The 14,065-nt window shown below is 61.9% G+C and carries 13 protein-coding genes; 5 read left to right on the top strand and 8 right to left on the bottom strand.

What is annotated here, in order from left to right; translation table 11 throughout:
* Nucleotides 1–101 precede the first annotated feature (101 nt).
* Nucleotides 102–1,094: an NADPH:quinone reductase gene (locus Q1A52_RS06535; RefSeq protein WP_300012596.1), complete on the bottom strand. Its 993-nt coding sequence runs from the start codon at nucleotides 1,092–1,094 to the stop codon at nucleotides 102–104.
* Nucleotides 1,095–1,182: 88 nt separating this feature from the next.
* A complete protein-coding gene (locus tag Q1A52_RS06540; protein ID WP_300014894.1) occupies nucleotides 1,183–1,635 on the bottom strand; it encodes an SH3 domain-containing protein in 453 nt (150 codons plus the stop codon).
* A gap of 169 nt (nucleotides 1,636–1,804) precedes the next feature.
* Between Q1A52_RS06540 and Q1A52_RS06545 the strand changes: the two genes are divergently transcribed.
* From Q1A52_RS06545 to Q1A52_RS06560, 4 genes are all read left to right on the top strand, one after another.
* A complete protein-coding gene (locus Q1A52_RS06545) occupies nucleotides 1,805–2,791 on the top strand; it encodes a D-glycerate dehydrogenase (protein WP_299778197.1) in 987 nt (328 codons plus the stop codon).
* 27 nt (nucleotides 2,792–2,818) lie between these two features.
* The gene (ggt, locus tag Q1A52_RS06550; RefSeq protein ID WP_300012599.1) at nucleotides 2,819–4,597 is read left to right on the top strand and encodes a gamma-glutamyltransferase; all 1,779 of its coding nucleotides are present in this window, start codon (nucleotides 2,819–2,821) and stop codon (nucleotides 4,595–4,597) included.
* Nucleotides 4,598–4,622: 25 nt separating this feature from the next.
* Nucleotides 4,623–6,020, top strand: coding sequence for an FAD-linked oxidase C-terminal domain-containing protein (locus Q1A52_RS06555; RefSeq protein WP_300012602.1), 1,398 nt, complete (start codon nucleotides 4,623–4,625; stop codon nucleotides 6,018–6,020).
* Nucleotides 6,021–6,218: 198 nt separating this feature from the next.
* Entirely contained in the window at nucleotides 6,219–8,711 is a 2,493-nt protein-coding gene (locus tag Q1A52_RS06560) for an FAD-dependent oxidoreductase (protein ID WP_300012605.1), read from the top strand.
* Between the two features lie 3 nt (nucleotides 8,712–8,714).
* Here the strand turns inward: Q1A52_RS06560 and Q1A52_RS06565 are convergent, their stop codons facing one another.
* From Q1A52_RS06565 to Q1A52_RS06575, 3 genes are read right to left on the bottom strand one after another with little or no spacing between them, the layout of a single operon-like run.
* Nucleotides 8,715–9,365 (bottom strand): DUF938 domain-containing protein, encoded by a 651-nt coding sequence (locus tag Q1A52_RS06565; protein ID WP_300012608.1) that lies wholly within the window; start codon nucleotides 9,363–9,365, stop codon nucleotides 8,715–8,717.
* Nucleotides 9,362–10,432 (bottom strand): FAD-binding oxidoreductase, encoded by a 1,071-nt coding sequence (locus Q1A52_RS06570; protein ID WP_300012611.1) that lies wholly within the window; start codon nucleotides 10,430–10,432, stop codon nucleotides 9,362–9,364. Before Q1A52_RS06570 ends, Q1A52_RS06565 begins: the two co-directional genes overlap by 4 nt.
* Nucleotides 10,429–11,367, bottom strand: coding sequence for an aldo/keto reductase (locus tag Q1A52_RS06575; protein ID WP_300012614.1), 939 nt, complete (start codon nucleotides 11,365–11,367; stop codon nucleotides 10,429–10,431). Before Q1A52_RS06575 ends, Q1A52_RS06570 begins: the two co-directional genes overlap by 4 nt.
* 73 nt (nucleotides 11,368–11,440) lie before the next feature.
* On the opposite strand from Q1A52_RS06575, the gene Q1A52_RS06580 reads away from it, so the two are divergent.
* Nucleotides 11,441–11,827, top strand: coding sequence for an ectoine synthase (locus tag Q1A52_RS06580; RefSeq protein WP_300012617.1), 387 nt, complete (start codon nucleotides 11,441–11,443; stop codon nucleotides 11,825–11,827).
* On the opposite strand, the gene Q1A52_RS22850 is transcribed toward Q1A52_RS06580, so the two are convergent.
* The 3 genes from Q1A52_RS22850 to pyrC form a co-directional block, all read right to left on the bottom strand.
* Entirely contained in the window at nucleotides 11,812–12,000 is a 189-nt protein-coding gene (locus Q1A52_RS22850) for a hypothetical protein (RefSeq protein ID WP_367278002.1), read from the bottom strand. The two genes, Q1A52_RS06580 and Q1A52_RS22850, sit on opposite strands and share 16 nt — an antisense overlap.
* Nucleotides 12,001–12,088: 88 nt before the next feature.
* A complete protein-coding gene (plsY, locus tag Q1A52_RS06590) occupies nucleotides 12,089–12,697 on the bottom strand; it encodes a glycerol-3-phosphate 1-O-acyltransferase PlsY (protein ID WP_300012623.1) in 609 nt (202 codons plus the stop codon).
* Nucleotides 12,697–13,980 carry a dihydroorotase gene (gene pyrC / locus Q1A52_RS06595; RefSeq protein ID WP_300012625.1) on the bottom strand — a complete coding sequence of 428 codons (1,284 nt, stop codon included), beginning with the start codon at nucleotides 13,978–13,980 and terminating at the stop codon, nucleotides 12,697–12,699. Before pyrC ends, plsY begins: the two co-directional genes overlap by 1 nt.
* Between the last annotated feature and the right edge of the window lie 85 nt (nucleotides 13,981–14,065).

Here is a 14,065-nt window from a genome sequence, read left to right on the forward strand (position 1 = left end):
CAAGCTTTTGCCGAACCGCGTTCGTGCATTGATCTTGAGGGTGATCACAACCGCGTCTGGACCATACTATGCGGCGCGCTGATAGCTGACTTCGCACGGTATCACCCTGTGACGTTGATCAGAACTGCACCGGCGCGCCCACCTGATTCAACGGCTTCATGTGCCAAAGCAGCGTCCTTGAGGCCAAAGACTTTCTGCACTGGGCAATCCAAAGCGCCGTCAGCAAGGGCGCTGTGCAGCTTGTCGATCGCGCGTATCCGTTCGGCCTTACGAAGCAGATAGATCAGCACGATGTCAATCGTTACGGCTTTGAACAGAAGAGGATAGAACGGAAGGCTCGGGGTCATGTTCAGCGCTGACCCATAAGCGGCGATGGTCCCATTTGGCGCAATGATCGCGGTGTCCGTTGCAATATTCTGGCCGAACTCCACTTCGATGATCCGCGTCACCAGGTCCCCATTGTTGGCCGCCAATATCTGATCGGCTAGATCGTCTGCTTTGTAGTCCAGAACAACATCTGCCCCGGCGGATGCACAGCGCGCCATTCCGGCACCGTGGGCGGTGGTTATGACCTTGGCGCCGCCCCACTTTGCGAGCTGGATGGCGAGGTATCCAACAGTGCCCGCTCCGCCGTGAATGACGACGGTCTGCCCGGTAATCTCACCGCCGCCAAACACGGTGTGTGCCGCCGTCAGGCCTGGAATGCCAAGGATTGCGCCGGTCTCTAAACTGACACTGTCCGGTAAGGCCACAGCCTGTTCGTCGGGCAGCACAATGTGGCTGGCGGCAGTGCCAAAGGCACGTTGCCATTGCCCGTTCCATATCCACACCCGTTCGCCGATCCGAGCGGTATCCACGCCCGGGCCCACGGCGGAGATGACGCCTGCGCCGTCGCTGTGTGGCACAATCTGCGGAAACGGCGGTTTGGTTACGCCGGGGCGGGAACCAGCGCGGGCCTTCACGTCTGAGGGGTTCACCCCCGAATAGGCCAGCTCTACGCACACCTCGCCCGCCTGTGGTGCTGGCAGATCCTGGTCCGACAGGTGCAAGACGTCGGATGCCTTGCCAAAATTCTCATAGCTGATCATACGCATCGCTCGGGCTCCAAACAGTCCGGTTTTCGCCACCCTAGCTTTGCGCGCGTTAGGTACAAGCCATACGATGTAAAATCAGATCACGCCATTAGTCCCGAATTTCATCCGGCTTGACGCCCCAGAGGCGCGATTTGGGTGCCCAACCACGATAGCCACCTGATTTGAGTTGGCACCATTCCGGGCCGCATTTGCCCAGTCGGGCGATGACACCGGCTTCGAGAGCGACAGTGACGGGCGTTTCCGCATCCGGGCGCATATGCAGCGGTAGCATGTCTTTCTCCACGACTACCGTCCGTACCCCCGAAAGCAGTGAATAGTGAATCCACCCGCCTTGACCTTCGCGATCCTCGACCCGCCGCCAATGGCCGTGCTCTGCGGTGATCTGCAAGGGCATATCGCGATGCTTGAACACCCAGTCGATCCGGTGGGTCAGGGACGGACCGCGGCGCGCATTCCCTTCGGAGGCTTTCATCGAGACAAATCGCGGCAGCGGCAGGTTGGTCACGGGCCCTGTGTCGCGCGCAATGCCGGGCGTGCCCATGCAGGCAAGGGACAAGGCCCCGACGAGGGCTGCAAGGAGGTATTTGATCATGACACTGCCTGTTATTCGTAAATTGCCCGTTTGCTGACGCGAGGTTCTTGTGCCCCGTCGCCATCTCGGCCACCATGGCACAAAACAGGCTGATGCGCCAAGTCCGGGGAGGCTCAAAATGTCAAAGCCAAAGCTGAGTGTTGTCGTTACGCGACGGTTGCCGGAGGTGGTGGAAACCCGCCTGTCAGAGCTTTTCGATGTCACCCTGCGCGATGATGATGCCCCGATGAGCCGGGCGGATCTCGCCAAGGCGATGAAGGCGGCGGACGTGTTGGTGCCCACGGTGACGGATGAGATCGATTCCGCCCTGATCACCCAGGCAGGCGACCGTCTGAAGCTGATTGCGAATTACGGGGCAGGGGTGGACCATATCGACGTGGCAACGGCCCGCCAGCGCGGTGTGCTGGTGTCCAACACGCCGGGTGTCCTGACCGATGACACGGCGGATATGACCATGGCGCTGATGCTGGCGGTGTTGCGCCGGATGCCGGAAGGGTTGAGCGTGATGCAGTCGGGCGACTGGGACGGCTGGGCCCCTACCGCCTTTTTGGGTGGGCGGGTCGCAGGCCGCCGGCTGGGCATTCTTGGCATGGGGCGCATTGGGCAGGCTGTGGCGCGCCGGGCTGCCGCCTTCGGGATGCAGGTGCACTACCATAATCGCCGCCGTCTGCGTCCGGAGGTAGAGCAGGAACTGGAGGCCACCTATTGGGACAGTCTTGACCAGATGGTGGCGCGCATGGATGTGGTGTCCATCAATTGCCCGGCAACGCCTTCCACCTTCCATCTGATGAACGCGCGGCGGTTGAAACTGATGAAACCAGAGGCTGTGATTGTGAATACCTCGCGCGGTGAGGTGATCGACGAAAGCGCGCTGACCCGTATGTTACGCGCGGGCGAGATCGCCGGTGCCGGTCTTGACGTCTATGAACGCGGCACCCATGTGAACCCCCGTCTGCGCCAGTTGGGCAATGTGGTGCTGTTGCCGCATATGGGGTCCGCCACGCGCGAAGGGCGGATCGAGATGGGCGAGAAAGTCATCATCAATATCAAGACCTTCGACGATGGTCACCGGCCACCGGACCAGGTCATTCCGTCAATGCTTTGATATCTTAGCCACCAGATTGGAGAGACCATGCGATACTTACTGACAGGACTTGCCTTTCTCGCCGCCACGGCGGCGCACGCCCAGCAGGCTGCGGACGCGGTTCAGCCCGAAGCCGCCACACAGGGGGCTTTTCAGGCGATCTCGCCTGAAGTTGCCGCGGCGCTGGAGGCGAAATTTGCAGGACAGCCTGTTGAGGCTGACAACTGGATGGTGGCTGCGGCCAATCCATGGGCCGTGAAGGCCGGGGCCGATGTGCTGGCCAAGGGTGGTACGGCGGCGGACGCGCTGGTTGCCGTGCAGGCGATGCTCGGGCTGGTAGAGCCGCAATCCTCCGGCCTGGGGGGCGGTGCCTTTCTGGTCTATTTCGACGCCGCAACCGGGACATTGACGACCCTTGATGGTCGCGAAACGGCCCCATTGGCGGCGACACCCCGCCTGTTTCAGGATGGAGAAGGGGAGCCGCTTGGCTTTTTTGATGCCGTTGTCGGCGGGCTTTCCGTCGGCACCCCCGGAACGCCTGCCTTGTTGGAAGAAGTGCACGTGCGATGGGGCGCGCTGGAATGGGCGGACCTTTTGGCGCCGGCCATTGAACGCGCCGAAGAAGGGTTCGACGTCTCACCGCGCCTTGCCGGGTTGATCGAAGGGGATGTGGAACGGCTGGGGCGGTTTGGCACGACAGCCGACTACTTCCTGCCGGGTGGAACACCTCTGGCCGCAGGCGACCTGCTGAAAAACCCTGCCTATGCCGAAACGCTTCAGGCCATGGCGGACAACGGCGCGCGCGCCTTTTATACCGGTGATATCGCTGCCGATATCGTGGCGACCGTACAGCAGGCCGAAGGCAACCCGGGGGTTCTGTCCACAGTTGATCTGGGCATTTACACGGTCAAAGAACGCGCACCCGTCTGTGTGAGCTACCGTGCGCATGATGTCTGCGGTATGGGACCGCCCTCTTCGGGCGCCCTTACCGTTGGCCAAATTCTTGGCATGTTGGACAATTATGACCTCTCCGCCGGGCCCGATGATGCGGAAGTGCGTCGTCTCATGGGCGATGCCGCGCGGCTCGCCTTTGCGGATCGCGGGCGCTACATGGCCGACAGCGATTTTGTGCCGGTGCCGACAGAGGGTCTCGTGGATCAGACCTATCTTGCCGGACGCGCTGCCTTGCTGGCGGGCGATGATGCCCTGCCGGAAGTGGCCCCCGGTACGCCGGAGTTTGATCATGCATTGAACTGGGCGGACGACGCCTCCATCGAACTGCCCTCGACCTCGCATTTCGTGATCGTGGACGCGGCGGGGAACGTGGCTTCCATGACCACGACGATTGAGAACGGTTTTGGCAGCCGTCTGATGGTGCGCGGCTTTCTGTTGAATAACGAGCTGACGGATTTCTCCTTCCGCAGCCATGTGGATGGCGTGCCCGTGGCCAACCGGGTGGAGCCGGGCAAGCGCCCGCGGTCTTCCATGGCACCGACCATCGTGATGAAGGACGGTGTGCCGGTCTTGGCGATTGGCAGCCCCGGTGGCAGCCGGATCATCGGCTATGTCGCGCAGAGCATCATCGCCTATCTGGATTGGGGGTTGGACGTGCAGCAGGCCCTTGCAGTGCCGCATGCGGTGAACCGATTTGGTAAATATGACGTGGAAGAAGGCACCTCGGCAGAGGCTTTGACCGAACCTTTGACCGCCTTGGGATACGAAGTCGGCAGCCGGGCACTGACCTCCGGCCTACATGCGATTGCGATTGGTGACAGGTTGCAAGGCGGGGCAGACCCGCGCCGCGAAGGGATCGCGCTCGGGCAGTGACCCGGGCGGAGAGGGGAGGCTGATCATGGTCAAACACGCGAGTTTGCCGCGCAATGAAACCGGGATTGAGACCGCATTGGGTGTGCTCAAGCAGCAATTCGGCGAGCGGTTTCAAACCGGTGCCGCGATCCGGGAGCAGCACGGTCACACCACGACATGGATCGAGAACCAGCCCCCCGATGCGGTTGTCTTCCCCGCTTCGACACAAGAGGTGTCGGAGATCGTCAAAACCTGTGCGCAGCACCGCGTGCCGGTGATCCCCTATGGCACCGGCACCTCGCTGGAGGGGCATGTGAACGCACCGGCGGGAGGCATATGCATCGACGTCAGCCAGATGGACCGCGTGCTGGAGGTCAATTCCGGTGATCTGGACTGCCGGGTGCAGCCCGGTGTCACGCGCGAAGCGCTGAACACGCATCTGCGCGATCAGGGACTGTTCTTTCCAATCGACCCGGGGGCCAATGCGTCGTTGGGCGGGATGGCCGCCACCAATGCTTCCGGGACCAATGCGGTGCGCTACGGCACCATGAAAGACAATGTGCTCGCGGTCGAGGCGGTCATGGCAGACGGTCGGATCATTCGGACGGGTACGCGCGCGCGCAAGTCCTCTGCCGGCTATGACCTGACGCGGTTGCTGGTGGGGTCAGAAGGAACCCTGTGCCTGATCACCGAGATCACGCTGCAATTGCAGGGCATTCCAGAGGCGATCAGCTCCGCAAGCTGCTCCTTTCCAACCGTCGATGCCGCCTGCCAGACCGTGATGTCGGTGATCCAATATGGCTTGCCTGTTGCGCGGATCGAATTGCTGGATGACACGACGGTCAAGGCGGTGAACGCCTATTCGAAACTCGATTTGCCCAAAACGCCGCTGTTGCTGCTGGAATTTCACGGGACAGAGGCAAGTGTTGTTGAGCAGGCGGAGATATTCGGCGCGCTGGCAGAGGAGCATGGCGGCGTCGGCTATCAGGCCACCACCACGACAGAAGAACGCAACAGGCTCTGGCAGGCGCGTCACGACGCCTATTGGGCAATGCTGCAATACAGACCAGGCGCACAGGGCATCGCCACGGATGTCTGCGTGCCGATTTCGCGCCTGGCCGATTGCGTGGGCAAGGCACAGCGCCGTGTGTCGGATCTTGGCCTGGTGGCACCGATCCTGGGACACGCAGGGGATGGAAACTTTCACGTTTCCTTGCTGGTGGATATGTCGGATGCCGATGAGCTGGAAAAGGCCGCAGGCTTCGTCAGCTGGCTTAACGATCTGGCGATTTCGATGGACGGCACCTGTACCGGTGAACATGGCATCGGTCAGGGCAAACGTCCCTACCTTGTGAAGGAACTCGGAGAAGCCACTGAGGTGATGGGCGCGATCAAACAGGCGCTGGACCCTCTCAACCTCATGAACCCCGGCAAAATCCTCTAGCGCAGTGCTGGCGAAAACGGTGGCCTGAAAGCCCACCTTACCTGCTTGCCACCCAGGTTGTATCCGGCAGGTAGGGTGGGCTTTCAGGCCACCTGTGCCACGATGTCGCTTTCCCGCCATGACCGGTCGGGCGCAGTTTGTTCCATTGCGCCTCACGCGCTAATGCTATCGCAACAGCAGTGTCACGGAGCGCGAGCCATGAAAACCCAAGTCAAAGCCCTTGTTGTTGGCGGCGGCGCCGTCGGGACGTCGATTGCCTACCACCTTGCCCGCGCGGGGTGGGAAGACGTGATGCTGCTGGAACGCGACGAGCTCACGTCGGGCTCCACCTGGCACGCGGCGGGTTTGCTGCCCTACTTCAACATGTCCTACGCGACGACTCATATCCACGACTATTCCATCCGGTTCTATAAGACGCTGGAGGAAGAGACCGGGCTGAACGCGGGCTTTGCGGTGGTGGGCAACCTGCGTATGGCGCAAACGCAGGAGCGTATGGATGAATACATGCTTTATGCTTCTACCGCGGAAACCTGCGGTGTGCCGTACCAGTGGATGACACCCGACGAGATCAGTGCGAAATGGCCGCTGATCCGGACGGAAGACCTCAAGGGCGCTCTATATCATCACACTGATGGCTATATTAACCCCGCCGATGTGACCATGGCGATGGCCAAGGGTGCCCGTCAGCGTGGCGTGATGATCGAACGCAAATGGCAGGCGGATGCGTTCCATTGGAACGGCACCCATTGGGAGGTGACGGCCACGAAAATGGTCGAGAAGGGTGGCAATCTTGTCCCCTCTGACGAGCAGATCGTGATCACGGCTGAGCATGTTGTGACCGCCTCGGGCAACCACGCGCAACGCACAGCCAAGATGCTGGGCATCAAGATCCCCGCAATCCCGGTGGAGCATCAGTTCATCGTCATGGATCAGGACCCGGATCTAGTCAAATTCCGTGCCGAGGGCAATGTGGAGCACCCCGTGGTGCGCGATGCCGATGCGCAATCCTATGTGCGCGAAGAACGGGGCGGCTGGATTCTCGGAGTTTATGAGAAAAACGCCCCTGCCTGCTTTGAATACGGCGTGCCGGACAGTTTCCGGGCCGACCTCTTCCAGCTTGATCTGGAGCGGATCGAAGAGCAGTACCTCGCCATGATCCACCGCATCCCGTCCTGCGAGGACAGCGGTTTGAAGGATGATTTCAACGGTCCGATTTGTTACACGCCAGATGGCAATCCACTGGTCGGCCCCGCGCCCGGGCTCGATAACATGTGGCTCGCGGAAGGGTTCTCTTTCGGCATCACGGCGGCTGGGGGTACCGGATACTACCTGGCGCAGATGATGGTCGAGGGCGAGGCCGAAATCGACATGGCCTCGCTGGATCCCAAGCGCTACGGCGATTGGATGACGACCGAATATGCCGCGCGCAAGAACGAGGAATGCTACGAACACGTCTACATCCTGCATCACCCGGACGAGGAACGCCCGGCCTGTCGGCCCCTGCGTACGTCCCCCGCCTATGACCGTCAGGCGGCGCGTGGGGCGCAATTCGGGCAGGTCAACGGCTGGGAGCGCCCGAACTACTTCGCACCAGAGGGCTTTGATGATCACGACGCGCGGTCCTTCCGGCGCGGCGGCTGGTGGCAATATGCAGTCGAAGAGGCCAAGGCGATCCGCGAAGGCGTTGGGCTGATCGACGCCACGGCCTTCACCAAGCACCGCATCAGCGGGCCTGGCGCCACGGCGTTTCTGGAGTGGTTCACCACCAACAAACTGCCGAAGGTGGGGCGGATCAACCTGACCTATGCCCTGACAGCTGCAGGAACCACGCGCACGGAGTACACTATCGTGCGGCTGGCCGAGGACGATTATTACCTCGTCTCGGCGGGCGCCTGGCACGCCTATGATCAGGATTACCTCTACAAGGCGATCATGGAGAAGGAAGCCGAGTTCGGGCGCATCAACGAACAGGACGTGACCACACAATGGGGTGTCTTTGCCATTGCGGGGCCGAAATCGCGCGATGTGCTGAACGCGTTGGTCAAGGACGCGGACCCGGAGACAGTGCTGTCGAACAAGCGCTTCCCTTGGCTGTCGATGCGCAATATCGAGCTGGGCATGTGCCCGGTGCGGGCGATCCGCGTGGCCTATACCGGGGAGCTGGGCTGGGAGCTGCATCACCCCATCGAGATGCAGAACTATCTGTTTGATCAACTGGAAAAGGCCGGCGAAAAACACGGGATGAAACTGGTTGGCGCGCGGGCGCAGAACTGGTTGCGGCAGGAGAAATCCTATCGCGCTTTTGGCACTGAACTGGGGCGGGACGCAACGCCGCTCGAAGCGGATCTGCCGCGCTTTGTTGACCTGTCAAAGGAATTTCACGGCAAGGCAAAACTGGAAGAGATCGGCGTGCGCTCCAAATGCGTGACCCTGTTGATTGACGGGCCCGAGGACGCCGACCCCTGGGGGCGCGAGGTGCTCTACCATGGCGAGACACGCGTGGGGCGGTTGACCTCGGGCGGCTATTCGGTGGCGTTCGGTAAGAGCATCGGCATGGGGTATGTCACACCTGATCTTGCGGTTCCGGGCACCAGATTGCAGGTGAAAATGCTGAACCAACTGTGGACCGCTGAAGTGGTGGAAGACAGCCCCTATGACCCCAGAAACGAGCGCATTCGCGTCGACGGGTAGGCGCTAGCCCTTAGTGGCAACGAAAGCGAGGTTGTTGGCGGGCATGTCGATCCGTTGCACAGAGGCGGCACCAGCGGTCGTGAGTCGCTGTACTATGTCGAGATCATCCTTGTAGCCGATGGTTGGATCAGCCGCGCGCAGGTCCGCATCGAAACGAATATCTCCGGGGCTGGTCAAAAAGCCAGCGCGTTTGAACGGGCCATAGAGGATAAACCGTCCGCCCACGCGCAACGCTGCCAAGGCTTCGTGCAAGAGCGTCCGTGTAGCCGTACCGCTGATCAGGTGCAGTAGATTGACCAGCACGATCAGATCAATCGGTGCTTCAGCCCTCTGCCAGTCGGGCCGTGTTGCATCCAGTAGACGGGCTGGGCGCAGGTTGGGAAGGTTCGCCTCTGCCCGGTATGCGTCGATACTGGCCCGCCGCGCCTCCTCCACTTCGGTGGGCTGCCACGTCACGCCCGGTAATGTCTTGGCAAAGGCCACGATATGCTGACCGGTGCCGCTGGCAATCTCCAGCGCCTGACCTGAAGACGGGGCGTGTTCTTTCAGCAGATCACAGAGAAAATCGGTATTCCGGGCGGCTGACGGCGCGTGTAGCTTTGCGCCTTCCATCGCGGTCGCGACACTGGCGTTTTTTGGCAGGTCTTTGGTCATTGGAAACGCCGGGGAGAGAGTGCGGCAACGATATCCGGGGGCAATGCCGATGTTCTCCCCAAAACCGTGTCTGCTAACAGGTGCGCGGCGGCAGGTGCCGTCTGGAACCCATATCCGCCCTGACCCGCACACCAGACAAATTCCGGCTGCGCCGTGTCGCGCCCCAACACCAGCGTGCGATCCGGCGCGAAGCTGCGCAGCCCTGCCCAACTGGATTGCAGATGGGTCACCGGTTCGGTCACCATCTCTTCATAAAGTGCCAGACCCTGTGCCAGTGTCATGTCTTCAGCCCAGGCATCATGGGGCTCGACCGGGTCCTCATCGGCGGGCGAAACCAGCAGAAAGCCCGCGTCCGGCTTTGCGTACCAGCTTTCTCCGACGCCAAAGAACATGGGCCAGTTGCGCACCTCATGCCCGCCGGGTGCGGGGATGCGTGCCATGGACCTTCGGTGTGGTATGATCCCCAATGGCACGATTCCGGCCATCCCGGCCACCTGATCCGCCCAGGCACCTGCCGCATTGACCAGCGTCGCCGCATGAAAATCCCTGTCGCCACAACGTGCGGTCCACATCCCTTGATCGAAACGAATGCTGTCCACGCGGCAGCCGGTTTCAACCGTCCCCCCATTCTGACGCACGGTGCGGGCGAAGTCCTGCAGCATGCGGTCGGTGTCGATGTCCTGCGCGTCCGCGTGATAGGCGGCGAAGGCGAGTTTTTCCGGGTCGAGAACGGGCACAAAGTCACGGGCCTCGGCGAGGCTGATGGGCGTGGTGCCCAGCGTTGCGACATCGCTCTCGTAAGCGTCGCGTTCATGCGCCTGGGCGATGATCATCAAGCCGCGCGGGCTGAGGTACCCGCCCTGTGCCAGCGCTTCCACACTGGCCCGATTAAGCGCCTGAACGCTGGGCGCGCCGTAGTTCTGCTCGATCAGTGCTGCCGACCGGCCAGAGGCGTGATAGCCAATGGAGGCCTCTGCTTCCAACACGGTGACACGGGCCGCCCCGGACAGGGCGGCGGCGGCACTCAGACCGGCCACCCCACCGCCGATCACCAGGATATCGGTCATTCCTGCTCTTCGATGCGGTCCGTTGCCGGGGGTGGCGTCGGGCTCAATGCGGCCAGCCGGGCATAGAGCTCAGGGCTCATCTCATAGGTCATGGCGGCCAGCGATGGGTGTAGCTGTTCGGCGGACCGGGCGGATATGATTGGTGTTGGCCCCATCGGATGCGCCGCCGCCCAGGCAACGGCGAGGGTCGCGGCATCGACGCCCACATCGGCGGCAACCTCACTTAGGCCGACGGCGGCCTGATGCATCCAGTCCAGCCCATAACGCGCGGCGTAGCGGTCGTCTTCGGTCAATCGTCCGGCACCGCCTGCGCCGTATTTGCCGGTCAGCAACCCGCCTCCCAAAGGCGAATAAGGCGCGCAGGCCACACCCTGATCGGCGCACATCGGCAGGATTTCCACCTCCGCCTGACGCTTCACCAGATTATACATCGGCTGCAAGATATCGATGGTCAGATCGAATTTCGCGGCAATCCCAATCGCCTTGACCACTTGCCAGGCCGTAAAGTTCGACACACCGACATAGCGGATCAACCCCTGCGATTTCAGCTCGGCCATGGCCTCCATGCTTTCATGCAGATCCGTGTCGGGGTCGAACCGATGCATGTACAGAATATCGACCATATCCATGTTCAGGCGCTGGCGCGAAATGCCAAAACTGTCCTGAATGTTCTGTTTCGACCCGCCCCCGGTATAGGCGGCCTTGGTCGCAATGATCAGGCGGTCGCGTTGCGCGCCCAGCATGGCCCCCAACAACTTTTCCGAGGCACCGTCGTTGTAGACATAGGCTGTGTCGAAATGGGTGATGCCCGCAGCAATAGAGGCATCGAACAGCGCGCGGGAGGCGGCGGCGTCTGCGCGGCCTCCGAATTGCATGGTGCCAAAAGCAAGGCGGCTGGCGGGGGTGCCGTCGGGGCTGGTGAGGTGTTTTGTCATGGCATCAGAAGTGGCACGACCGGTGACGCCGTGCAATAATCAATCCGGTAGAACATACGCAGGAGTTTCCGAAATGATCGTCACGGAAAAATCGCATCTCATCGGGACGATGCGGGATGCCTCCGGTCCGGGGTGGAACAGCCTGCGGCTTTTGGTGAAATCCGATGGAATGGGGTTTTCGATGACGGACACGAAGGTCCTGCCGGGGGCCGTTCTCACGTTGCAGTATAAAAACCATATCGAGGCCTGCTATTGCGTTGGCGGTGCGGGCACCGTGACGGAGCTCGAGACCGGCGAGAAGCATCCCCTCACACCGGGCGTTCTCTACGCACCCAACGCACACGAGCGTCACGAGGTGCGGGTGGATGGGCCTGCGCCCTTGCATCTGATCTGCGTTTTCTCGCCCGGGCTGCAAGGCGATGAAGTGCATGGCCCGGACGGCAGCTACGCCGCGTCCTGATCCGGACGGAGCGTCATCACAAAGTCGAAAACCTTGCGCATGCTCATCTCGCAGGGGAACAGGCGAGCGCCGCCTTGCAGACGATAAAAATTCAGGCTGATGTAGTCGGTGCCGCCCAGTTCTTCCGCGACCAGTTTAACAGACTTTCCGCCGCAGAATGTGGTTTTTGTCACGATGTATCGGCGGTGTTGAGACCGTCCCGTGAAGGTGCCGCTTGGCAGTCTCTCAAGGGCTGTCTCAAAGGCGTCGGGAGAGTGTTGCTCAGGTTTTCTGGCCAATGGTCGGCTCGGTTCCTGCGCGAATGCGGGAGATGTTTGCCCGGTGTCGCCAGAAGATGATCAGCGTCAGCGCAATGCCCAGAAAGAGACCATCCGGCAAGCCGGTAAAAATCATCAAGGGTGTGCTGGCCGCTGCGGCAAAAAGCGCGCCCATCGAAGAAATGCGCGACAGTAAGGCACCTGCAAGCCACGCAAGACAGCAGCCGATACCAACCGGCCAGTTCAGCGCCAGCAGAATGCCCAGGAAAGTGGCAACACCCTTGCCACCGGCAAAGCGGAGCCAGACCGGGTAGCAATGCCCGATCATCGCCATCACCCCCGCGATCTGTGCGGTATCCTCGCCGCCGAAGGCGCGGGCCAGCAGAACGGCGGCCAGCCCCTTGCCTCCATCGAGCAGCACCGTCAGGGCCGCAGCGGTCTTGTTCCCGGTGCGCAGCACGTTGGTGGCACCGATGTTGCCGGACCCGATGTTGCGCAGATTGCCCAGACCCATCAGGCGGGTCAGGACCATGCCAAAGGGGATTGAGCCCATCAGATACCCAATGAGCCCCCAGAGCAGGAGAACTGCGGCGGAATGTTCGATAATGGGCATCAGGTCCTCTCGTACACGCAGGTGCCAGCCACATAGGTGGAGAGGACCTTACCCTGCATCCGCGCGCCGTCAAACGGCGTGTTGCGGGATTTCGAGCGCAGCGTGGCACGGTCCATCAGGAACGGGGCGTTGGGATCGAAGAGGACAAGATCCGCCGGAGCGCCAATGGCGAGCCGACCGCTGTCCAGGCCCAGACGCTTTGCAGGGTTCAGCGACATCGCGCGCCAAAGGGTGGGCAAATCGATCAGTCCCGCATGGTATAGCCGCATCGCCGCCGGTAACAGCGTTTCAATCGCCACGGCGCCAGAGGCCGCCTCCTCGAAGGGCAGGCGCTTGCTTTCCTCATCCTGCGGTGTGTGCATGGAGGAGATCACGTCAATCAGCCCTGATTTCACCGCCTCGGCCACGGCCAGCCGGTCCTGCTCGTCCCGCAAGGGCGGTTTCAGTTTGAAAAAGGTTCGGTAGTCAGCGACATCCAAGGCGTTCAGCGTCAGGTGGTGGATCGACGTGCCCGCCGTGATGTCGAGGCCGTTGGCCTTGGCGCGTTCCAGTGCGGGCAAGGCACGGGCGCAGGTGATCTGGTCCGCGTGGTACCGGGCACCCGTCATTTCGATCAGCGCGATGTCGCGATCCAGCCCCATGCGCTCTGCCATCGGAGAGACGGCAGGCAGGCCGCGCAATGAGGCAAACTTGCCGGAGGTGGCAGCGGCGCCGTTGCTCAACCCCGGGTCCTGCGGGTGCGCGACGACCAGCGCACCGAGGCCGCTGGCATAGGTGAGCGCGCGGGAAAACACCTTGGTGTCGGTGACAACCCGGTCGCAGTCGGTGAAGGCCACCGCCCCGGCATCCATCAGGAAACCGATCTCCGTCATCTCGCGCCCGTCGCGCCCCTTGGTCAGCGCGGCCATCGGCAGGACGTTCACCGGAGAGGCCTCATTGGCGCGCCGCGTGACAAACTCCAGCGTTTCCGGGCTGTCTATGGCCGGATCGGTATCGGGGCGGGTGATCATCGTGGTCACGCCGCCAGCCGCTGCCGCCAGCCCGGCGGAGCGGTAGCTTTCTTTGTGCCGGTCTCCCGGTTCGCAGACCTTCACGCCCAGATCGACGATGCCGGGGGCGAGGTATTTCAGATCACAGTCAATGACGCGACCAGATGTCAGGCGCGGCGCATCCCTGGGCAAATGCCCGGTGATGCGCCCGTCTTCGACCACAAGGCCGCCGGTGATGATCTCGTCTTTCTCGGGATCGACGAGGCGCGCATTCAGGAAGGTCAGCTTGGTCATCCGGGCATCCTTTGCACAGGCGTCTCGGGGACGGTCCTCTGATGGTGGAGGTTCATGTCCCCACCCAGAACATCAGCCCGACAAT

This window comes from uncultured Roseobacter sp., assembly GCF_947488185.1.
In the GTDB taxonomy this organism is placed as follows: Bacteria; Pseudomonadota; Alphaproteobacteria; order Rhodobacterales; family Rhodobacteraceae; genus Roseobacter.